General features: G+C 60.4%; 22 protein-coding genes. 11 read left to right on the forward strand and 11 right to left on the reverse strand.

Translation table 11 applies throughout. The features are described 5' to 3' along the window. Window positions 1-96 precede the first annotated feature (96 nt). Complete coding sequence (yihA, locus tag HF257_RS16160; RefSeq protein WP_076952232.1) at window positions 97-738, forward strand: ribosome biogenesis GTP-binding protein YihA/YsxC; 642 nt, start codon at window positions 97-99, stop codon at window positions 736-738. Between the two features lie 270 nt (window positions 739-1,008). On the opposite strand, the gene polA is transcribed toward yihA, so the two are convergent. Continuing rightward, complete coding sequence (gene polA / locus HF257_RS16165; protein WP_185709681.1) at window positions 1,009-3,789, reverse strand: DNA polymerase I; 2,781 nt, start codon at window positions 3,787-3,789, stop codon at window positions 1,009-1,011. Between the two features lie 74 nt (window positions 3,790-3,863). Between polA and HF257_RS16170 the strand changes: the two genes are divergently transcribed. Beyond that, on the forward strand, window positions 3,864-4,154 hold the full coding sequence (locus HF257_RS16170) for a DUF2782 domain-containing protein (RefSeq protein WP_185709680.1): 291 nt from the start codon (window positions 3,864-3,866) through the stop codon (window positions 4,152-4,154). 56 nt (window positions 4,155-4,210) lie between these two features. Further along, entirely contained in the window at window positions 4,211-5,164 is a 954-nt protein-coding gene (locus tag HF257_RS16175) for a homoserine kinase (protein WP_185709679.1), read from the forward strand. A gap of 110 nt (window positions 5,165-5,274) precedes the next feature. Here the strand turns inward: HF257_RS16175 and HF257_RS16180 are convergent, their stop codons facing one another. After that, window positions 5,275-6,195, reverse strand: coding sequence for a zinc ABC transporter substrate-binding protein (locus HF257_RS16180; RefSeq protein ID WP_332872241.1), 921 nt, complete (start codon window positions 6,193-6,195; stop codon window positions 5,275-5,277). 67 nt (window positions 6,196-6,262) lie between these two features. Between HF257_RS16180 and HF257_RS16185 the strand changes: the two genes are divergently transcribed. From HF257_RS16185 to HF257_RS16200, 4 genes are read left to right on the forward strand one after another with little or no spacing between them, the layout of a single operon-like run. Next, a complete protein-coding gene (locus HF257_RS16185; RefSeq protein WP_017139098.1) occupies window positions 6,263-6,745 on the forward strand; it encodes a Fur family transcriptional regulator in 483 nt (160 codons plus the stop codon). Then, window positions 6,745-7,530 carry a zinc ABC transporter ATP-binding protein ZnuC gene (znuC, locus tag HF257_RS16190; RefSeq protein ID WP_185709677.1) on the forward strand — a complete coding sequence of 262 codons (786 nt, stop codon included), beginning with the start codon at window positions 6,745-6,747 and terminating at the stop codon, window positions 7,528-7,530. Before HF257_RS16185 ends, znuC begins: the two co-directional genes overlap by 1 nt. Then, window positions 7,523-8,311 (forward strand): zinc ABC transporter permease subunit ZnuB, encoded by a 789-nt coding sequence (gene znuB / locus HF257_RS16195; protein WP_185709676.1) that lies wholly within the window; start codon window positions 7,523-7,525, stop codon window positions 8,309-8,311. The genes znuC and znuB overlap by 8 nt, the downstream gene beginning before the upstream one ends. A 37-nt stretch (window positions 8,312-8,348) precedes the next feature. Continuing rightward, window positions 8,349-9,068, forward strand: a complete 720-nt coding sequence (locus HF257_RS16200; RefSeq protein WP_185709675.1) for a PA5502 family lipoprotein — start codon at window positions 8,349-8,351, stop codon at window positions 9,066-9,068. Window positions 9,069-9,172: 104 nt separating this feature from the next. Here HF257_RS16200 and katE read toward each other — a convergent pair whose 3' ends face one another. After that, on the reverse strand, window positions 9,173-11,302 hold the full coding sequence (katE, locus tag HF257_RS16205; RefSeq protein WP_185709674.1) for a catalase HPII: 2,130 nt from the start codon (window positions 11,300-11,302) through the stop codon (window positions 9,173-9,175). A gap of 229 nt (window positions 11,303-11,531) precedes the next feature. On the opposite strand from katE, the gene HF257_RS16210 reads away from it, so the two are divergent. From HF257_RS16210 to HF257_RS16220, 3 genes are read left to right on the forward strand one after another with little or no spacing between them, the layout of a single operon-like run. Further along, window positions 11,532-12,539, forward strand: a complete 1,008-nt coding sequence (locus HF257_RS16210; protein ID WP_185709673.1) for a methionine ABC transporter ATP-binding protein — start codon at window positions 11,532-11,534, stop codon at window positions 12,537-12,539. After that, window positions 12,539-13,213 (forward strand): methionine ABC transporter permease, encoded by a 675-nt coding sequence (locus HF257_RS16215; protein WP_065902799.1) that lies wholly within the window; start codon window positions 12,539-12,541, stop codon window positions 13,211-13,213. The genes HF257_RS16210 and HF257_RS16215 overlap by 1 nt, the downstream gene beginning before the upstream one ends. A gap of 51 nt (window positions 13,214-13,264) precedes the next feature. Continuing rightward, window positions 13,265-14,035, forward strand: coding sequence for a MetQ/NlpA family ABC transporter substrate-binding protein (locus HF257_RS16220; protein WP_185709672.1), 771 nt, complete (start codon window positions 13,265-13,267; stop codon window positions 14,033-14,035). 143 nt (window positions 14,036-14,178) lie between these two features. On the opposite strand, the gene HF257_RS16225 is transcribed toward HF257_RS16220, so the two are convergent. The 5 genes from HF257_RS16225 to HF257_RS16245 are packed head-to-tail and all read right to left on the reverse strand — an operon-like array spanning window position 14,179 to window position 18,105. After that, window positions 14,179-14,814, reverse strand: a complete 636-nt coding sequence (locus tag HF257_RS16225; protein WP_185709671.1) for an SCO family protein — start codon at window positions 14,812-14,814, stop codon at window positions 14,179-14,181. After that, window positions 14,811-15,710 carry a heme o synthase gene (cyoE, locus tag HF257_RS16230; protein WP_185709670.1) on the reverse strand — a complete coding sequence of 300 codons (900 nt, stop codon included), beginning with the start codon at window positions 15,708-15,710 and terminating at the stop codon, window positions 14,811-14,813. The genes HF257_RS16225 and cyoE overlap by 4 nt, the downstream gene beginning before the upstream one ends. Then, complete coding sequence (locus HF257_RS16235) at window positions 15,698-16,777, reverse strand: COX15/CtaA family protein (RefSeq protein WP_185709669.1); 1,080 nt, start codon at window positions 16,775-16,777, stop codon at window positions 15,698-15,700. The genes cyoE and HF257_RS16235 overlap by 13 nt, the downstream gene beginning before the upstream one ends. A 10-nt stretch (window positions 16,778-16,787) precedes the next feature. Continuing rightward, a complete protein-coding gene (locus tag HF257_RS16240; RefSeq protein ID WP_185709668.1) occupies window positions 16,788-17,372 on the reverse strand; it encodes a hypothetical protein in 585 nt (194 codons plus the stop codon). Continuing rightward, window positions 17,338-18,105 (reverse strand): SURF1 family protein, encoded by a 768-nt coding sequence (locus HF257_RS16245; protein ID WP_185709667.1) that lies wholly within the window; start codon window positions 18,103-18,105, stop codon window positions 17,338-17,340. Before HF257_RS16245 ends, HF257_RS16240 begins: the two co-directional genes overlap by 35 nt. A 39-nt stretch (window positions 18,106-18,144) precedes the next feature. Between HF257_RS16245 and HF257_RS16250 the strand changes: the two genes are divergently transcribed. Continuing rightward, window positions 18,145-18,348, forward strand: a complete 204-nt coding sequence (locus HF257_RS16250) for a twin transmembrane helix small protein (protein WP_135309325.1) — start codon at window positions 18,145-18,147, stop codon at window positions 18,346-18,348. Between the two features lie 6 nt (window positions 18,349-18,354). Here HF257_RS16250 and HF257_RS16255 read toward each other — a convergent pair whose 3' ends face one another. From HF257_RS16255 to ctaD, 3 genes are read right to left on the reverse strand one after another with little or no spacing between them, the layout of a single operon-like run. Beyond that, entirely contained in the window at window positions 18,355-19,242 is an 888-nt protein-coding gene (locus HF257_RS16255; protein WP_185709666.1) for a cytochrome c oxidase subunit 3, read from the reverse strand. 35 nt (window positions 19,243-19,277) lie between these two features. Beyond that, window positions 19,278-19,829: a cytochrome c oxidase assembly protein gene (locus HF257_RS16260; protein ID WP_185709665.1), complete on the reverse strand. Its 552-nt coding sequence runs from the start codon at window positions 19,827-19,829 to the stop codon at window positions 19,278-19,280. 42 nt (window positions 19,830-19,871) lie between these two features. After that, window positions 19,872-21,458, reverse strand: coding sequence for a cytochrome c oxidase subunit I (gene ctaD / locus HF257_RS16265; protein WP_016969522.1), 1,587 nt, complete (start codon window positions 21,456-21,458; stop codon window positions 19,872-19,874). Window positions 21,459-21,462: the final 4 nt, after the last annotated feature.

A 21,462-nucleotide genomic window follows, 5' to 3' on the forward strand; every position in this document is an offset into this window, starting at 1 on the left:
CACACAAAATCTGCGGCATTATATACTGGCGCTACTGAAACGGAAACGACACCGCTTGCCGCACCCTTTCTCGGCATCGCCCACATCGGAAATCTCATGCAACTCAAGAATCCCATCCTTGGCCTGTGCCAACAGTCCACGTTCATGCTCAGCGCCGCCAAAGTTGACCAATGCCCCGATGACGAAGGCTTTGAAGTCGCCTTTGCCGGTCGTTCCAACGCTGGCAAGTCCAGCGCACTGAACACGCTGACCCACGCCAGCCTGGCACGCACCTCGAAAACCCCGGGCCGCACGCAACTCCTCAATTTCTTCAAGCTAGACGATGATCGGCGTCTGGTCGACCTGCCGGGCTACGGTTACGCAAAAGTACCTATCCCGTTGAAGCTGCACTGGCAGCGTCACCTGGAGGCTTACCTGGGTGGCCGCGAGAGTTTGAAGGGGTTGATCCTGATGATGGACATCCGTCATCCAATGACTGACTTCGACCTGTTGATGCTCGACTGGGCAGTCGCCAGCGGCATGCCGATGCACATCCTGCTGACCAAGGCCGACAAGCTTACCTACGGCGCAGCCAAGAACACCCTGCTCAAAGTACAGTCCGAAATCCGTAAGGGTTGGGGCGATGCAATTACCATCCAGCTGTTCTCGGCCCCCAAGCGCATGGGCCTGGAAGACGCTTACACCGTTCTGGCGGGCTGGATGGAATTGGCGGACAAGGGTGCGGAACTCGCGGAATAACTTTTCTGCAGGCAAAAAAAACCCCGGACTTCTTATGGGGAGGGGAAGTTCGGGGTTCAAGTACTGGACCGCTAGGGCGGGGTCCAGATATCTGCCAACACTTAACACAACATAGGAGCATTGAAGGGCTTCACCACCCATTCAGTAACTCTGAGTAGCACTTCACGGGTTAAGTTCCGGCAGGTTCAAAAAACTATTGGAAATAACTGACGGCGATATCTGATCTAAAGCACTCTGCCACCACCCACAGCGATGGCAGAGCCCACGGAATCAGTGCGCTTCGTCCCAGTTGTCACCAACGCCAACGTCCACCACCAAAGGCACATCCAGTTTGGCGGCCGCACTCATGTGCTCGCGAATCTTCTCGCTGACCTCTGCCACCAGATCCTCACGCACCTCAAGCACCAGTTCGTCGTGCACCTGCAGGATCACCTTGGCGTCCAGGCCAGACTCGGCCAGCCAGTTATCCACCAACACCATCGCCTTCTTGATGATATCCGCCGCCGTACCCTGCATCGGCGCGTTGATCGCCGTGCGTTCTGCCGCAGCGCGCTCCTGAGGTTTGTTGGAGTTGATATCCGGCAAATACAGCCGACGCCCGAAGAAGGTTTCGACATAACCCTGATCAGCAGCCTGGGCGCGCGTGCGCTCCATGTACTCACGCACACCGGGGTAGCGAGCGAAGTAAACATCGATATAAGCCTTGGCCGTCTTGGTGTCGACGCCGATGTCCTTGCCCAGCTTCTGGGCGCCCATGCCATAGATCAGGCCAAAGTTGATCGCCTTGGCGCTGCGACGCTGATTGGAAGTAACCTCAGCCAGCTCAACCTTGAACACTTCGGCCGCCGTCGCCGTATGCACGTCGAGGTCGTTGCGAAAGGCATTCATCAACCCTTCGTCCTTGGACAAGTGCGCCATGATCCGCAGCTCAATCTGCGAATAGTCCGCTGCCAGCAGTTTGTAGCCCTTGGGCGCGACAAACGCCTGGCGAATCCGCCGCCCTTCAGCGGTACGCACCGGGATGTTCTGCAGGTTCGGATCACTGGACGACAAGCGCCCAGTCGCCGCCACGGCCTGGTGATAAGACGTGTGGATACGCCCGGTCCGCGGGTTTATCTGCTCCGGCAGCCGATCGGTGTAAGTGCTTTTCAACTTGCTCATGCTGCGGTACTGCATCAGCACCTTGGGCAGTGGATAGTCATCTTCGGCCAGCTTGGCCAGCACTTCCTCAGCGGTAGACGCCTGGCCCTTGCCGGTTTTTTTCAGCACTGGCAAACCGAGCTTTTCGTAAAGTATCGCGCCGAGCTGCTTGGGCGACCCCAGGTTGAATTCCTCACCGGCGATCTCGAACGCCTGGCGCTCCAGCTCGACCATCTTGTTTCCCAACTCAATGCTCTGAATGCCGAGTAACGCCGCATCCACCAGCGCACCCTGGCGTTCAATGCGCGCCAGCACCGGCACCAACGGCATCTCGATGTCGGTCAGCACACTGGCCAGGCTCGGGATGGCGGTCAGTTGCGCGAACAGTTCCTGGTGCAGACGCAAGGTCACGTCCGCATCCTCAGCCGCATACGGGCCGGCTTGTTCAAGGGCGATCTGGTCGAAGGTCAGTTGCTTGGCACCCTTGCCAGCGATGTCCTGGAAGCTGACGGTGTCGTGGTCCAGGTACTTCTTGGCCAGGCTGTCCATGTCATGTCGGGTTGCGGTGGAGTTCAGCACGTAGGATTCGAGCATGGTGTCGAATGCGATGCCGCGCACGGTAATGCCCTGCGCCGGGTCGCCGCCGATCGCGCAGTTGGCCAGGATATTCATGTCGAACTTGGCGTGCTGGCCGACCTTGAGCTTGGCCGGGTCTTCCAGCAGCGGTTTCAGGGCCAGTAACACCGTGTCGCGGTCCAACTGATCCGGCGCACCGATGTAGGAATGGGTCAGCGGAATGTAGGCCGCTTCGTGTGGCTGTACGGCGAAGGAAACACCGACCAATTGCGCCTGTTGCGCGTCGATACCGGTGGTTTCGGTGTCGAATGCGAACAACTTCGCGTCGTTGAGTTTCTTCAACCAAAGATCGAACGTGGCCTGGTCGAGAATGGTGGTGTAAGCCGTCTCAACCGGAGCCGCGGGAACCGCCTCGGCAACTTCTTCGGCAGGCGCTACCTTGAGCTCAACACGCTTGGCATCGCGCTGAACCTCATCGATCCAGCTCTTGAACTCCAGCAGCGAGTACAGTTCCAGCAACTTTTCGCGATCCGGCTCGATCAGGTGCAGGTCATCCAAACCCACGTCCAGCGGCACATCGCATTTGATCGTCGCCAACTGGTAGGAAAGAAACGCCATCTCCCGATGTTCTTCGAGCTTGGCCGGCAGCGTCTTGGCGCCGCGAATCGGCAACGTCGGCACGATGTCCAACTGCTCATAAAGCTCTTTGATGCCGCCGTTCACGCCGACGAGCAAGCCGGACGCAGTCTTGGGGCCAATGCCCGGAACGCCCGGGATGTTGTCGGACGAATCGCCCATCAACGCCAGATAGTCGATGATCTGCTCCGGAGCGACGCCAAATTTCTCCTTTACGCCTTCGATGTCCATCGCGCTACCGGTCATGGTGTTGACCAAGGTAATGTGCCCGTCCACCAGCTGCGCCATGTCCTTGTCACCGGTGGAGATCACCACCGGGCGATTGGCAGCCGCGCTGCTGCGGGCTAGGGTGCCGATCACGTCATCGGCCTCGACGCCTTCGACGCACAACAACGGGAAACCCAGCGCGATCACGCTTTGATGCAGCGGCTCGATTTGCACGCGCATGTCATCGGGCATGCTGGGGCGGTTGGCCTTGTACTCGGCGTACATATCGTCGCGAAAGGTCCCACCCTTGGCGTCGAACACTACCGCGAACGGACTGTCCGGGTACTGCTTGCGCAGGCTTTTGAGCATGTTCAACACGCCCTTGACCGCACCGGTAGGCAGGCCTTTGGAGGTGGTCAGCGGAGGCAGCGCGTGGAAGGCGCGATACAGATAAGAAGAACCGTCCACCAGGACGAGGGGGGCTTGGCTCATGAGCAGGATCAACCTTTTCGGCGGGTCAGGCGCTAGAATAGCCGGACCAATGACGACAAAGGGACAAGGTTATCATGCGTACAGTAAATCGCCTGTTGTTGACCGGCTTGATTGCACTCACTCCGATCGTGGCCTTGGCGGCAGATACTGCGCCCTCGGGCGACCCGGAAGTTACCATTCGCACGGAAGGCGACAAGACCATTCAGGAATACCGCCAGAATGGCTTCCTGTACGCGATCAAGGTGACGCAGAAAGGCTTTCCACCGTACTTCCTGGTGCGCGCGGACGGAACCGATGCGAACTTCATCCGCTCTGACCAGCCGGATATGCTGATCCCGTCATGGAAGATCTTCGAATGGAAATGACTTCTTAACTTCAATTGGCGCCGCGCACCGCGGCGCCCGTACTGGCAGTTTTAACCATGTCTGTGTTCACCCCCCTGGCTCGGCCCGAGCTGGAAACCTTTCTCGCCCCTTACGGGCTCGGCCGCCTGCTTGATTTCCAGGGAATTGCCGCCGGTAGCGAAAACACCAACTTCTTCATCAGCCTGGAACAGGGCGAGTTTGTCCTGACCCTGGTTGAGCGCGGCCCCGTCGCCGAAATGCCGTTCTTCATCGAACTGCTCGACGTGCTCCACGACGCCGACCTGCCCGTGCCCTACGCCCTGCGCACCACCGACGGCGTAGCTTTGCGCGAGCTGAAAGGCAAGCCGGCGCTACTGCAACCGCGCCTGGCCGGCAAACACATCAAGGACGCCAATGCGCAACACTGCGCCCAGGTTGGCGACCTGCTGGGCCATCTGCACCTGGCAACACAAGGCGAAAAAGTACTGGAGCGCAAGACCGATCGCGGGTTGGACTGGATGCTCAGCGAAGGCGCGCAGCTGATTTCGCACCTGGCAGAAGCACCGCAACGCCTGCTGCAAAACGCACTGGACGAAATTGAGGTCCACAAGGCGCAGATCCTCGCCCTGCCACGTGCCAACATCCATGCCGACCTGTTTCGCGACAATGCGATGTTCGAAGGCACGCACCTGACAGGCCTGATCGACTTCTACAACGCCTGCTCTGGCCCGATGCTGTACGACGTGGCAATTGCCCTGAACGACTGGTGCTCGGACGCCGATGGCGTGATCGATGGCCAGCGTGCCCGTGCATTGCTCGGTGCCTATGCGGGCCTGCGGCCGTTTACTGCGAAGGAGGCCGAGTTGTGGCCGACCATGCTGCGCGTGGCCTGTGTGCGGTTCTGGCTGTCACGCTTGATCGCGGCTGAATCGTTTGCCGGACAGGATGTGTTGATCCATGACCCTGCGGAGTTTGAACACCGCTTGGCGCAACGCCAGCAGGTCACGGTCCAACTGCCGTTCGCCCTCTAAAAAAGTGGGAGCGGGCTTGCTCGCGAATGCGGTGGACCAGTCGACTCATGTATGACTGACACATCGCATTCGCGAGCAAGCCCGCTCCCACATGGGTTTTGTGTTGAGTGTCAGAGCGACTCCAGGCACCCGGCAAGATCATTCCCGAGCTTCTCCAACACCTGCTCATACCCCTGAGCCGTAGCCGGTGTGTACCCGCCCAACGCATCCAACTCCGCCAGCTTCACTGGCAGGCCAGCCACCAGCGTTTCCGCCAAGCGCGGACGCAACGGCGGCTCACTGAACACGCACGTCTTGCCCACTTCCTGCAAACGCGTACGCATGGCGGCCACATGCTGGGCGCCAGGCTGCACTTCGGCGGCAACACTGAACACGCCGGTGTGCTTGAGCCCGTAGGCATCTTCGAAGTAATCGAAGGCTTCATGGAACACGAAGTAAGGCTTGTCCCCAATCGACGCCAGGCGCGCCTTCAAACGCGCATCCAATGCATCCAGACGCTCATCGAAGGCCTTCACGTTGCTCTGGTAACGCGCAGCATTGGCCGGGTCGGCAGCGCTGAGGTCGGAGGCCATGCGCGCGGCGATCACCCGGGCATTGACCGTCGAGAGCCACAAGTGTGCATCCAGGCTGCCTGGGCGGTGATCGTGGTCATGTTCGTCGGCTTCATCGGCGTGGGAGTGGCTATCTTCGGCGAAACGACGCAGCTTCATCCCCGCAAGGTCCTGAACCGCCACGGTCGGCAAGTTACGCCCCTTGAGCACGCGGGGCAGGAAGCTTTCCATGTCCGGGCCGATCCAATACAGCAGGTCTGCCGACTGTACGCGCCGTACGTCGGACGGACGCAACGCGTAGTTATGCGGCGATGCGCCAGGCGGCAGCAGCACCTCCGGAATGGCCACGCCGTCCTGCACAGCAGCGGCAATCAACTGCAGAGGCTTGATGCTCGTGAGTACCTTGACCTCGGCCTGAGCGGCACCTGCGATGAACAAACTGGTGATGAATACGACAAAAACCGGAAAAAGTCGGGACACGATGACCACTCGATGGTGTAGGAACGGGTAACATAATAACGTCTCTATCAAATATCTGTCGCCGCTCATGCCTAAAACACCGCTTGCCAGCCGTCCCCACGACCACTCTCACTGCGTGCATACCGCGCTGTCGGAAGCCGACACCCTGTGCGCACAGAAAGGCCTGCGCTTGACCGCGTTGCGTCGCCGCGTGCTGGAGCTGGTGTGGCAAAGCCACAAGCCGCTGGGCGCCTACGACATCCTCGGCGTGCTCAGCGAGCAAGACGGCCGTCGCGCCGCGCCGCCAACCGTGTACCGCGCGCTGGACTTCCTGCTGGAAAACGGCCTGGTGCACCGCATCGCCTCGCTCAACGCCTTCGTCGGCTGCAGCCACCCGGAACACGCGCACCAGGGTCAGTTCCTGATCTGCCGCGAGTGCCACGCCGCCATCGAGCTTGAACAAAAAAGCATCAGCGACGCCATTATCAAGAGCTCCGCCGACGTCGGCTTCAAAGTCGAAGGGCAAACGGTCGAAGTGGTCGGCCTATGCTCCGGTTGCCAGGGGGCTTGATGAGCAACGCGTTAATCCGGCTGGAACAGGTTGGAGTCACGTTCGCCGGGCAAGCCGTGCTGGATAACATCGTCCTGAGCGTTGAGCCTGGGCAGATCGTTACCCTGATCGGCCCAAACGGCGCCGGCAAGACTACCCTCGTACGCGCCGTACTCGGCCTGCTCAAGCCAGACAGCGGCAGCGTTTGGCGCAAGCCCAAGCTGCGCGTCGGCTACATGCCGCAGAAACTGCACGTCGATCCGACGCTGCCATTGTCCGTGCTGCGGTTCCTGCGCCTGGTGCCCGGCGTGGACCGCGCCCGCGCCCAGGCGGCACTCAAGGAGGTCGGCGCCGAACAGGTGATCGACAGCCCGGTGCAAAGCATCTCGGGCGGCGAAATGCAGCGCGTATTACTGGCCCGCGCCCTGTTGCGCGAACCGGAACTGCTGGTGCTGGATGAACCCGTGCAAGGCGTCGACGTTGCTGGCCAAGCCGAGCTTTACAGCCTGATCACCCGCCTGCGCGACCGCCACGGCTGCGGCGTGCTGATGGTCTCCCACGACCTGCACCTGGTCATGAGCACCACCGACCAGGTGGTGTGCCTCAACCGCCACGTGTGCTGCTCCGGCCACCCGGAACAAGTCAGCGGCGACCCCGCGTTCGTCGAACTGTTCGGCAAGAACGCCCAGAGCCTGGCGATCTACCACCACCATCACGACCACGCCCACGACCTGCATGGCGCCGTGGTCGATGATCCCGCCGCACCTCATACACATGTTCATGGAGATAGCTGCAAGCATGGCTGATTTTCTGCTCTACGCCCTGCTGGCAGGCTTGGCTCTGGCGTTGGTGGCGGGCCCACTGGGCTCGTTCGTAGTCTGGCGGCGCATGGCCTATTTTGGCGACACGCTGTCGCATGCCGCGCTTTTGGGCGTGGCCATGGGCTTCCTGCTGGATGTAAGCCCGACCATCGCCGTGACCGTGGGCTGCCTGCTGCTGGCGGTGCTGTTGGTGACCCTGCAACAGCGCCAGCCGCTGGCGTCAGACACCTTGCTCGGCATCCTGGCGCCCAGCACCCTGTCCCTGGGCCTGGTGGTACTGAGCTTCATGCATGAGGTGCGCATCGACCTGATGGCCTACCTATTCGGCGACCTGCTGGCGATCAGCACCACGGACCTTGCCTGGATCCTCGGCGGTAGCGCCGTGGTGCTGGTTTTACTGGTCGCACTGTGGCGCCCACTGCTGGCGATTACCGTGCATGAAGAGCTGGCCACCGTGGAAGGGTTGCCCGTGCCGACCCTGCGCATGGCGCTGATGCTGTTGATCGCGGTGGTGATTGCTGTCGCGATGAAGATTGTCGGCGTATTGTTGATCACGTCGCTGTTGATCATTCCCGCAGCCGCTGCCCAGCGCCATGCTCGCTCACCGGAGCAGATGGCCATCGGCGCCAGCCTGTTGGGGATGCTCGCAGTATGCGGGGGCTTGGCGCTGTCCTGGTTCAAGGACACGCCGGCCGGGCCATCGATTGTGGTCACGGCCGCCGCCCTGTTTCTGCTGAGTTTTGTCCTGCCCCGTCGAGGGGTGTAGACTTGCTCGCTTTTTGCGCAAATAGAGAGTCGCAGGAATGAAGCCGTTCACCTCCCGTTATCTGCTCCTTGCCGCATTTTCCCTGCTGCTGGGCGCCTGTCAAAGCACACCGCCCGCTGCCACCGAGGCACCGGACGCCCGCGCTGCGGCCATCGCGCAGCTGGAACAAAACCTGGCCAGCAGCGAGTTGGCCACCGCCGAGGACGAGCTTGCCGCCTTGCAGGCCCAGTCGCCCAACGACCCGACGCTGGAGCCTTACCAGCGCCAACTGGCCGAAGCCTACCTGCAGCGCAGCCAGATCGTGCTGCAAAAAGGTGATGTCAACGCCGCAGCCACCGCCCTGAGCCGTGCCCGCGCACTGATGCCCAAGGCCCCAGCACTCACCGGCGGCGTCAACAGCGCCATCAGCCACGCACGCAAAGCCGAGCTGGATAAAGCCGAGGCCGCCTTGAAAGCGGCGGAATCGAAGCCGGTTGCCAAGGTCATCGACCCTGCGGCTGAAAGCACCACCGTGGCACTGAACCTCACCCATATCGAAGAACTGCGCCATCAGTTGGATGCGATTGCCACCGACGTGGTGAATTACCAGTGCGATGTGAGCATCCAGGCGCCGCGCACAGAGGATTACCCATGGCTGGCGACCTTGCTGACCAAGCGGGTGAAGCGCATTGATTCGGCGTATGACCTGAAGATTCACCGGCAGATCTTGAAGAATATCCCGGCGCAAATTGTGCTGATTCCGCGCAAGGCTGAGTGACGCCATTCGCGAGCAAGCCCGCTCCCACATTTTGATTTGTGAATACATTTCAAAATGTGGGAGCGGGCTTGCTCGCGAAAGCGGTCTAACAGCCAACCCGTGATTTAAGCCGGAATCGCTTTGGCCTTAGGCTCACGATCCCAAACCCGATGCTGCCCAATCGCGGCAAAGAACGCCTTGAATGCTTTCGCATCCGATCCCACGATCAACCCCGCATCCGCCTCAAGCTTGAGCAAGTCCAGCAACGACTTCGCCTCACTGGCGACGGCAATCGCCTTAAGGTGCTTGTACGCTTCAAGGACGTAATGCAACGCGACCCCGTCGCCGCTCAGCGCTTTCACCGACTCCTTGCCCCCCGGGATGAACACCGCATCAAACGCAATGGACGGCAATCCTTCCATCGATGCATCCACCGGCAAGCTCTTGCCATCCGCCGTTGTTACGGGTGCCGATGTCGGCCCGAGCAATTTGGCATGCGCACCCTCAGCTTCCAGTGCCTTCTTCAATGCGGCGATAGCCACACCGTCCACGCCATTCGCCGCCAGGATCGCCACCTTGCGCGTTTTGATATCCGCCGGTAGCAAGTTTGCCTGGCTCAACGCAGGCGAGCGTGCCAACGAGGTCTTGTACTCCGCCACCGTGCCTTTTTTCGGCACTGGCAAACCGAGGTTTTCAGCCACGCGCTTGGCCAGTTCCAGGTCAATATTGGCCAGAATCTCGTTCACCTGCCGTGCACGAATAAACTCGCGCTCTACCTTGCCCAGCTCAAAGCTGTAGGCCGCAATGATGTGCTCTTGCTCGTGCTTGCTCATGCTGCGGAAAAACAGGCGAGCCTGGGAGAAGTGGTCACCGAACGATTCACTGCGCTCACGCACCTTGTGGGCATCGATGCGCTCGTAGTACGACTCGAACCCACCGTCTTGCGCTGCCGGCGGCGTTTCTTTCGGCCAGCCGCCATCAATCGAATTGGGCTCATACGCGGCGCGGCCTTTATCGATCACAGTGCGGTGCATGGCATCGCGCTGACCATTATGAAACGGTACTACCGGCCGGTTGATCGGCAACTCGTGGAAGTTAGGGCCACCGAGGCGACTGATTTGGGTGTCGGTGTAGGAAAACAGGCGCCCCTGCAACAGCGGGTCATTGGAGAAGTCGATGCCCGGCACTATATGCCCAGGACAGAACGCCACCTGCTCGACCTCGGCGAAGAAGTTGTCCGGGTTGCGGTTCAGCACCATTTTGCCGAGCGGGGTAATCGGAACCAACTCCTCTGGAATCAGCTTGGTCGGGTCCAGAATGTCAAACTCGAATGCGTGCTCCTTATCCTCAGGAATCACCTGCACGCCCAGCTCCCATTCAGGGTAATCGCCGGTTTCGATGGACTCCCACAGGTCGCGACGGTGGTAGTCGGTATCTTTACCCGCGAGCTTTTGCGCTTCGTCCCACACCAGGGAACAGGTTCCTGCTGTCGGACGCCAGTGGAACTTGACGAAATTGGAGACGCCTTCGGCATTGATAAAGCGAAAGGTATGTACGCCAAAGCCCTGCATGCTGCGCAGGCTTTTCGGGATGGCACGGTCAGACATGGCCCAGATGACCATGTGCGCCGACTCCGGCTGCAGCGAGACAAAATCCCAGAACGTATCGTGGGCCGAACCGCCCGTAGGAATTTCGTTGTGCGGCTCAGGCTTTACCGCATGCACAAAGTCAGGAAACTTGATTGCGTCCTGAATAAAAAACACCGGCATGTTGTTGCCCACCAAGTCGAAGTTGCCTTCGTCGGTGAAGAACTTCACGGCAAAACCACGCACGTCGCGCACGGTATCGCCGGAGCCGCGCGGCCCCTGCACGGTAGAAAAACGCACAAATACCGGCGTCTTATGCCCAGGGTCACGCAGGAAGCCGGCCTTGGTCAGTGCCGAATGGTTTTCATAACTTTGGAAATAGCCATGGGCGCCCGTGCCACGCGCATGCACGATGCGCTCGGGGATCCGCTCATGGTCAAAGTGCGTGATCTTTTCACGCATGATGAAATCTTCCAGCAGCGAGGGCCCGCGTGCGCCGACCTTCAAGCTGTTCTGGTTGTCGGAAATCTTAACGCCTTGGTTAGTGCGCAAGGCTTGGCCTGTGGCGTCCGAGCGGAACTCTTCCAGGGCTTGCAACTTGGCGTTGGTGTTCTCACGGTCCAGGGTGTCGGTTCCGGCAAGTTCGCTCTTTGGCTTTTTCGTGCTCATCAGTCAAAACTCCTTATTCAGACCCAGGCACGGCACCTGGGAAATCGAGTTGCCTAAGTAGTGACTGATGGGGGTTTGGGCCGTTCCTTTTTTATGACCTTTGATCGCGTTATTGCCAAATCGCTGGTGAGATGAGAAATAAATGCTAAATAACGCTATACGGACAGGCTAAAATGCGCGCCCGGCTAACCGCTGATCCCTTTTCCATGCGCCCCACAAGGTTCGCTACGTGATCGAGTTTCATAACGTCCATAAAACCTACCGCGTCGCCGGTAAGGATATCCCCGCGCTGCACCCCACCAGCCTGACCGTCGAAAACGGCCAGGTGTTTGGCCTTATCGGTCATTCGGGCGCGGGCAAAAGCACCCTGCTGCGCCTGATCAACCGCCTCGAAGAACCGAGTGGCGGCCAGATCACGGTTGATGGCGAGGAAGTCACCGCGCTGGACGCCAACGGCCTGCGCCGTTTCCGCCAGCAGGTCGGGATGATCTTCCAGCACTTCAATCTGCTGGCGTCCAAGACCGTCGCCGACAACGTGGCGCTGCCACTGACCCTGGCTGGCGAACTGTCGCGCAAGGACATCGACCTGCGCGTGGCTGAACTGCTCGCCCGTGTTGGCTTGTCCGACCACGCCAAGAAGTACCCGGCGCAGTTATCTGGCGGCCAGAAGCAGCGCGTCGGCATCGCCCGCGCCTTGGCGACCAAGCCCAAGATTTTGCTGTGCGACGAAGCCACCAGCGCCCTCGACCCGCAAACCACCGCCTCGGTGCTGCAACTGCTGGCCGAGATCAACCGCGAGTTGAAGCTGACCATCGTGCTGATCACCCATGAAATGGACGTGATCCGCCGTGTCTGCGACCAGGTAGCGGTAATGGATGCGGGTGTGATCGTCGAGCAAGGCTCGGTGGCCGACGTATTCCTGCACCCCAAGCACCCGACCACCAAGCGCTTCGTGCAAGAGTCCGAGCAGGTCGACGAAAACGAGCAACGCGACGATTTCGCCCACGTGCCGGGTCGCATCGTGCGCCTGACGTTCCAGGGCGAAGCGACCTACGCGCCGCTGCTGGGTACCGTCGCCCGTGAAACGGGTGTGGACTACAGCATCCTCGCCGGTCGTATCGACCGCATCAAAGACATCCCCTACGGGCAACTGACCCTCGCCGTCACCGGTGGCGACATGGAGGCGGCGTTTGCCCGCTTCACCGCCGCTGACGTCCACATGGAGGTCCTGCGCTAATGGAAGTCCTGTTGAGTTTCTTCGCCAATATCGACTGGTCGGAAATCTGGCTCGCCACCGGCGACACCATGACCATGCTGTTCGGCTCACTGTTTTTCACCGTGGTGCTGGGCCTGCCTTTGGGCGTGCTGCTGTTCCTAACGAGCCCACGCCAACTGTTCGAACAGAAAGGCCTGTACGCGCTGCTGTCGCTGATCGTGAACATCCTGCGTTCGCTGCCGTTCATCATCCTGCTGATCGTGATGATTCCGTTCACCGTGCTCATCACCGGCACCTCGCTGGGTGTGGCGGGCGCGATACCGCCGCTGGTCGTAGGCGCTACGCCATTCTTTGCCCGCCTAGTGGAAACCGCCCTGCGTGAAGTGGATCGCGGCATCATCGAAGCCACGCAATCGATGGGTGCCAGCACGCGCCAGATCATCACCAACGCCCTATTGCCCGAAGCCCGCCCCGGCATTTTCGCGGCGATTACGGTAACGGCGATTACACTGGTGTCCTACACGGCCATGGCCGGTGTCGTTGGCGCTGGTGGCCTGGGTGACCTGGCGATTCGTTTCGGCTACCAGCGCTTCCAGACCGATGTGATGGTAGTCACGGTCGTGATGCTGCTGGTGCTGGTGCAAATTCTGCAAACCGTCGGCGACAAGCTGGTGGTGCATTTTTCTCGAAAATAACGGCCATTGCCGGCCACAAGCCGGCACATGCCCGAACAAGGAGCTTGTTGGATGAAAAAACTACTGGTTGCTTTTGCCGCCGTTGCTGCGTTTTCCGCCCACGCCGAGACCCTCACGGTCGCCGCTTCGCCGGTACCGCACGCGGAAATCCTGGAGTTCGTGAAACCTGCCCTGGCCAAAGAAGGCGTGGACCTGCAGGTCAAAGTCTTCACCGACTACGTGCAGCCCAACGTACAGGTGACTGAAAAGCGCCTGGACGCCAACTTCTTCCAACATCAGCCGTACCTGGATGAGTTCAACAAAGCCAAGGGCACTCACCTGGTGAGCGTCGGTGCCGTGCACCTGGAGCCCCTGGGCGCCTACTCCAGCAAGTTCAAGAAGCTGGAAGACCTGCCAAGCGGTGCCAACGTAGTCATCCCGAACGACGCCACCAACGGCGGCCGTGCGTTGCTGCTGCTGGCCAAGCACAACCTGATCACCCTGAAGGACCCGACCAACATCCTGTCGACCATCAAGGACATCACCGCCAACCCTAAAGGCCTGAAGTTCCGCGAGCTGGAAGCCGCCACCCTGCCGCGCGTACTGACCCAGGTCGACCTGGCGCTGATCAACACCAACTACGCCCTGGAAGCCAAGCTGGACCCTTCCAAGGACGCACTGGTGATCGAAGGCAACGACTCGCCTTACGTGAACATCCTGGTAACCCGCGAAGACAACAAAGACTCGGACGCCGTGAAGAAGCTGGTAGCAGCCCTGCACACCCCGCAAGTGAAAGCGTTCATTCTTGAGAAGTACAAAGGCGCGATTCTGCCGGCGTTCTGATGCAACTCGATCTCCCAAACACCGGAGATCAAAAAATGTGGGAGCGGGCTTGCTCGCGAATGCAGAGTGTCAGTCGATAGATCCATGACTGAGACACCGCATTCGCGAGCAAGCCCGCTCCCACATTTGTTTTGTGTGGCTAGCTACTTGCGCTGCAGCAACCCAGGCAACTGCGCCACCAGCTTCTGGTTATTCAACGGCGCCCGGATAAACCCACGCTGCGTCCCATCCGGCCCGATCACCGCCAGGTTGCCGCTGTGGTCCACGGTGTAGTTCGGCTTGCTGGTATCGGCCGGGATAAACGGAATGCTCACCGCATTCGAGACCTTCTGCACATCGTCCACATTAGCGCCAGTCAGGCCTTCAAATTGTGGGTCGAAGTAACCCAGGTACTGCTTGAGCTGGGTCGGCGTATCGCGATGCGGATCGACGCTGACCAGGATCACCTGCAACTTATCCACAACGTCCTTGGGCAACTCGCTCTTGATCTGACGCAGCTGGGCGAGGGTGGTTGGGCAAATGTCCGGGCAGAAGGTGTAGCCGAAGAACAGCAGGCTCCACTTGCCCTTCAACTCGTTGACCACCACGGGCTGGCCGTCCTGGTTCGTCATGGTCACCGGCGGCAGCTGGCGACTTTGCGGCAGCAGGATGATGCCAGCGTCGATCAACGCAGTGGGGTCACCCTGGCCTTTGCCACTGAGTACTTTGTTGACGGTCAGGCCCATGATCAACGCGACGATGGCCACCAGGATAAAGACGGTTTTTTGAGTTCGGGTCATAGGTTCAACAATAAGTAGTGGTCTACGAGCAGCGCGATAAACAGCAACAGCAGGTACCAGATAGAGTACTTGAAGGTGTTGATCGCCGCGTGCGGCTGAGCGCCACGGTACAACACCCAGGCCCATTGCAGAAAGCGCGCGCCCAATACCAGTGCACACGCCAGGTAGAGCAGGCCGCTCATGTGGATGACATAGGGCATCAGGCTCACCGCCAGCAGGGCGAAGGTGTAGAGCAGGATATGCACCTTGGTGTAGTGCTCGCCGTGGGTGACCGGCAGCATGGGAATATCGGCCTTGGCGTATTCCTCCTTGCGATGAATGGCCAGCGCCCAGAAGTGCGGCGGTGTCCAGGCGAAGATGATCAGCACCAGCAACAACGGCTCGGCGCTGACATGGCCGGTGACCGCGACCCAGCCCAACAACGGCGGCGCCGCACCGGCCAGGCCGCCGATGACGATATTCTGCGGCGTCGCTCGCTTGAGAAAGCCGGTGTAGATCACCGCATAGCCCAGCAACGAAGCCAACGTGAGCCACGCCGCCAAGGGGTTGGTGAACGCCAGCAGCAGGGCTAGCCCCGCAACCGCCAGAAACAACGCGAACGCCAACGCTGCCAGAGGTGACACACGCCCCTCAGCCAGTGGCCGCTTGTGTGTACGTGCCATCACTGCATCGATGCGCCGATCCACCACATGATTTACCGCCGCCGCGCCCCCGGCACACAGGGCAATCCCCAGGTTGCCGAACACCAGCACCGTCCACGGCACCCCGGCGCGGGTCGCGAGGAACATGCCGACCAGAGAGGTGATGAGCATCAGCACCACCACTTTCGGCTTGGTCAGCTCCAGGTAATCGCGCCACAGCGCCTGGCGATGACGCGCGCCGATCAAGGCCGCCATGGCATCTCTCCTTTAAGGGTAATCAGGCCCGATACGTGTTTGCGAGGGATAAAGCGCCAGCCAAACGGCAGCTGGTTGCGCACCCGGACCAAGCTGGTACGGGCGTGGTAATTGACCAGCACCAACGTCAATAACAAGGTTGCGCCGCCGGCGTTATGCGCGACCGCCACCGGCAGTGGCAGATGGAAATACACGTTGCTCAGGCCCAGGCAAATTTGTGCAGCCAAGGCGATCAGCAGCAAGCCCGCCAAGCGCGTCATGCCGACCACCTTGAGCTGCCAGGCCAGGCCGAGCAACACCAGCGAGACGATGACGGCGCCAACGCGATGGGTCAGGTGAATTGCCGTCCGCGCCTCGCTGTCCAACTGCCCGCCCAGGTAGTTGGGGCCTATGTGCTGGGTGAGATGAAAGCCATTGGCAAAATCCGCCGCCGGCCACCACTCGCCATGGCAGGTCGGCAGATCGATACACGCCACCGCCGCATAGTTCGAACTGACCCAGCCCCCCAGCGCAATCTGCCCGATCACCAGCACCAAGCCGGCCGTCGCCCAATACTGCAGGCGCTTGGGCACAATCAACGCAGGCAATACGCCGGACAAGCGCAACGTCAGCAGAAACAACAGGCTCAAGGTGGCAAAACCGCCCAACAAATGGCCCGTGACCACTTGCGGCCACAGCTTCAACGTCACCGTCCACATGCCGAAGGCAGCTTGGGCAAACACAACCGCCAACACGAACAGCGGCAACTTCACCGGCTGGCCCGGATCACGCCGATGGCTCCACGAACGCGCGGCTAACAGCACGATCAGCAGCCCCAATGTGCCGGCAAAGTAGCGATGCGTCATCTCTGCCCAGCCTTTGTCGGCCTCCACCGGCGTGTCAGGAAAATGCAGCTCGGCATGCGCCAGCTGGGCTTCGCTTTGCGGCACGCTGATAAAACCGTAGCAACCCGGCCAGTCCGGGCAACCCAGGCCCGCATGGGTCAGACGGGTATAGGCACCCAACAGCACGACAATCAGCGCCAGCAAGGTGGCAAACAACGCGAGGCGAAATCCAGGTTTGGCCATGACGATGCCCTTATCCGATGTTCGACAGTTTCAACAGCAAGCGCAGGTCGTTGAGCAGGTCCTTGCCTTTCACCTTCGCGTCATAGCGCAACACCAAGTTGCCATGAGGGTCGACGATCCACAGTTGCGCATCACCCGGCGCAGCGGCGTTCTTGGTGAAGGTCGTCAGGTCGAGCGGGTAGCGTTGTAGCTGCGGGTATTCAGCCTTGAGCTTGGCCTCGTACTCCGTGCTCACCGGCTGGGCGCTGGCCAATGCATGACTGGCGCGGGACGCATCACGGCCCAGGCTGATTTGCAGTTGACGCGCCAAGTACACCAATTGCTGGCAATCGGCGGCGCACGCGGTGGGCGCGGTCACCAGCAACTGCCAGCGATCCTCATCGGCCTGAACGCCGATGTCGGCGCGGGTCTGGCCATTACCAATCATCTCGCCGTGATAGCTGCGGCTGTCCGGTACCCAGAACTGCAATTTGTACATGAAGGTGGCCAGCGCCATTGGGCCGATCACCATCATCAGGATCAAGATCAACTGCCAACGGCCTTTGCGCCGGTCGGGCACCTCAGACACGTTGAGTGGATTCATGGCCGCTCCCATGGGGCTTCTCCTTTTTTGTGGTGTGCCATCCGAGGTAGAGGTAAAGCGCCAACAGCGCCAGCGACATGGCGAACCACTGCACGGCATACCCCAGGTGTTTTTCCGGGCCCATCGCAACCACGGCCCAGTCGGTGTCGTACGTACCGGGGCCGGGCTCGGCGCGCAGCTCATAGGTAAAACCGCTGCGGCCCAGCTCAGCCCACAGGGCAGCGGGATGCAGTGCAGTAAGCAAACGCGGCCATTGCGCGGTGACCGGATCGGCGTGCAACTGGAAGGTTTCGCCGGGGGCCACGTAGACCCAGGCATCGAGATTCAACGGCTGCTCAGGCGTTGTGAAAGCGGGCGGGGTGCGCCGGTCTGGCCAAGGTAACCAGCCGCGGTTGAGCAACAGCCACAGGCCACTGGCCTGGTCGTGAAATGGTTGCAGCAGCTCGACGCCCGCCTTGCCATCGCGCATGCGATTGTCGAGCAGCACACTGTGTTCGGCGTCGAACTGCCCACGCAGACGGACGCGGCGGAAGGCCGGATCAGCCATCTCATCAAGTTGCGTGCTATTGACCGGCTCAGCCACACGCCGCTGCGCATAGCTGTCCACCAGCAGCTGTTTTTCATGGCCACGGGACAGCTGCCAGAAGCCCAGGCCAACCATCAGTGGCAGCAGCACCAACACCACCAGCGTCGGCGCAAGCCCTGGGCGAAAGCGTTTTGTGGCGCTGGCTATACTTGTTTTCATTGCCTCGCCCTCCCGATAAAAAACCCCCGGAGCCAGACCATGCTCAAAGCCGCCATTGCCCTGATGCTGATCGCGACCGTCGTGAGCCTGTTCAGTGGCTTGTTCTTCCTGGTCAAGGACGAGGGCAACTCCAACCGCCTCGTCAACGCCCTGACCGTGCGCGTGGTACTGGCCGTGATCACCCTGGCACTGATCGCCTGGGGCTTTTTCAGCGGCCAGTTGGTGTCTCACGCCCCCTGGTAACCCCCCTCACAACACATATACGAAGAAAAACAGCCCGATCCACACCACATCCACAAAGTGCCAATACCAACTGGCGGCCTCGAACCCGAACTGGTGCTCCGCATTGAAATGCCCGCGCAGGATGCGCATCAGCATCACAAACAAAATGATGGTGCCTATGGTCACGTGGGCGCCGTGGAACCCGGTGAGCATGAAGAACGTCGCGCCGTACACACCCGAACCCAAGGTGAGGCCCAGCTCCTTGTAGGCATGGATGTATTCCTCGGCCTGAAAGCCCAGGAACGCCCAACCCAGCAACACCGTCAGCGCCAGCCAGATTTTCAGCGCGCCACGATGGCCTTTGCGCAATGCATGGTGGGCGATGGTGATGGTCACGCTGGAGCTGACCAGCAAAATCGTGTTGATCAGCGGCAGGCCCCACGGACTGATGGTGCCTTCCGGTGGCGGATACAGTTTGGGATCGGGGTTGTTGAGCAGCGGCCAGGTGAACTGGAAGTCCGGCCACAGCATGTGGGCGATGCCTTTATGACCTTCACCTCCCAGCCACGGGCCGGACATGTGCCGGACATAAAAAAGTGCACCAAAGAATGCGATAAAGAACATCACCTCGGAAAAGATGAACCAGGTCATGCCCCAGCGAAACGAGCGGTCCATCTGCGGGCTGTACAAACCGGCACGGCTTTCCTTGATCACCGCGCCGAACCAGCCGAACAGCATGTAGGCCAGCAGCAGCCCCCCGACGAAAAAGATCCACGGGCCGTGTGATTCCGGGCGCGCCGCCTTGAGGTCGTTGAACCACACGCCCAGGCCGTACACCGTGATCAACATGCCAAACGTGGCAATTATTGGCCATTTGCTTTGCGCTGGTACGTAGTACGTATCATGAGACGACATGTATTCGCTCTCCTGATTAAGGGGCCAAACAGTAGCTAGCCGCCGGTGTGGACGGCCACCGGCGGTTGGCGCGCAGTGATATCAAACAGCGTGTACGCCAGGGTCAAATGCTTCACATCCTTGGGCATCGCCCGGTCGACGATGAAGCGCACAGGCATCTCGATACGCTGGCCGGGTTGCAACACTTGCTGGGTGAAGCAAAAACATTCGGTCTTGTGGAAATACATCGCCGCTTCGGCCGGGGAAATGCTCGGTACGGCCTGGGCGGTCATGGCCTTGTCGGTGGGGTTGTAGGCCACAAAAAGCATCTCGGTGACGGCCCCTGGGTTGACCACCACTTCGTCGGCCTTGGAATGAAACTCCCAGACCATGTCGATAGCGTTGGTCGACAGGAATTGCACTCGCACCTGCCGCGAAGGGTCGACAACCTGCTCGCCTTCGTATTGCCCGGCGGTCTTGCCGTTGATGCCGAACGCCTTGCACATCACGTCGTAGATCGGCACCAGGGCAAAGCCGAAGGCGAACATGGCCAGCACCAGAATCAGCAGGCGCGTGACCAGGCGTTTAAGCGGCACGGAGTCAGCCATGACACTCACCTACTGTGGGAGCCGGCCGAGCGACCGAGGTGTTCATTTAACCTCCGGCGGCGTAGTAAACGTGTGATAAGGCGCCGGCGAAGGAATGCTCCACTCCAGCCCTTCAGCTCCATCCCACGGCTTGGCCGGCGCAGGTGGGCCGCCACGGATGCACTTGATCACGATGAACAGGAAGAAGATCTGCGTGGCACCAAACATAAACGCGCCAATCGACGACACCATGTTGAAGTCGGCGAATTGCAGGTTGTAATCCGGTACCCGGCGCGGCATGCCGGCCAGCCCCACGAAGTGCATCGGGAAGAACGCCATGTTCATGCCCACGAAAGACAGCCAGAAGTGCAACTTGCCGAGGGTTTCGTCGTACATGTGGCCGGTCCATTTCGGCAGCCAATAATAGGCCGAGGCGAAGATGCCGAAGATCGCACCGGGCACCAGTACGTAATGGAAATGCGCCACCACGAAGTAGGTGTCGTGGTACTGGAAGTCCGCCGGGGCAATCGCCAGCATCAGCCCGGAGAAGCCGCCGATGGTGAACAAAATCACAAAGGCCACCGCAAACAGCATTGGCGTCTCGAACGTCAGCGAGCCTTGCCACATGGTGCTGACCCAGTTGAACACCTTGACCCCGGTCGGCACGGCAATCAGCAGCGTGGCGTACATGAAGAACAACTCGCCCACCAACGGAATGCCCACCACGAACATGTGGTGCGCCCACACGATGAAGGACAGGAACGCGATGCTCGCCGTGGCGTAGACCATCGAGGTGTAGCCGAACAATGGTTTGCGCGAGAAGGTCGGTATGATCGAGCTGACGGCGCCAAAGGCCGGCAGGATCATGATGTACACCTCGGGGTGACCGAAGAACCAGAACACATGCTGGAACAGCACCGGGTCACCGCCGCCGGCCGCACTGAAGAAGCTGGTGCCGAAGTGGATGTCCATCAGCATCATGGTCACGCAGCCCGCCAGCACCGGCATCACCGCGATCAGCAGGAACGCGGTGATCAGCCAGGTCCATACGAACAGCGGCATCTTCATCAACGTCATGCCGGGCGCGCGCAGGTTGAGGATAGTGGCGACCACGTTGATCGCGCCCATGATCGAGCTGATGCCCATCAGGTGAATCGCAAAAATGAAGAACGTCACGCTTTCCGGCGCGTAGGTGGTGGAGAGCGGGGCGTAGAAGGTCCAGCCGAAATTCGGCCCGCCACCTGGCGTGAACAGCGTGGAGACCAGCAGCAGGAACGCCGCCGGCAGCAACCAGAAGCTGAAATTGTTCATGCGCGGCAGGGCCATGTCCGGCGCGCCGATCATCAGCGGGATCATCCAGTTGGCCAGGCCGACGAACGCCGGCATCACCGCGCCGAACACCATGATCAGCCCGTGCATGGTGGTCATCTGGTTGAAAAACGCCGGCTCCACGATCTGCAAGCCCGGCTGGAACAGTTCGGCGCGGATCACCATGGCGAACGAGCCGCCGAGCAAAAACATGGTGAAGGCGAACCACAGGTACATCGTGCCGATATCTTTGTGGTTGGTAGTCAGCACCCAGCGCATCAGGCCTTTGGCGGGGCCGTGGGCATGGTCGGCGTGACCATGGTCATCGATCACAGTGCTCATGGCC

The organism is Pseudomonas cremoris, from assembly GCF_014230465.1.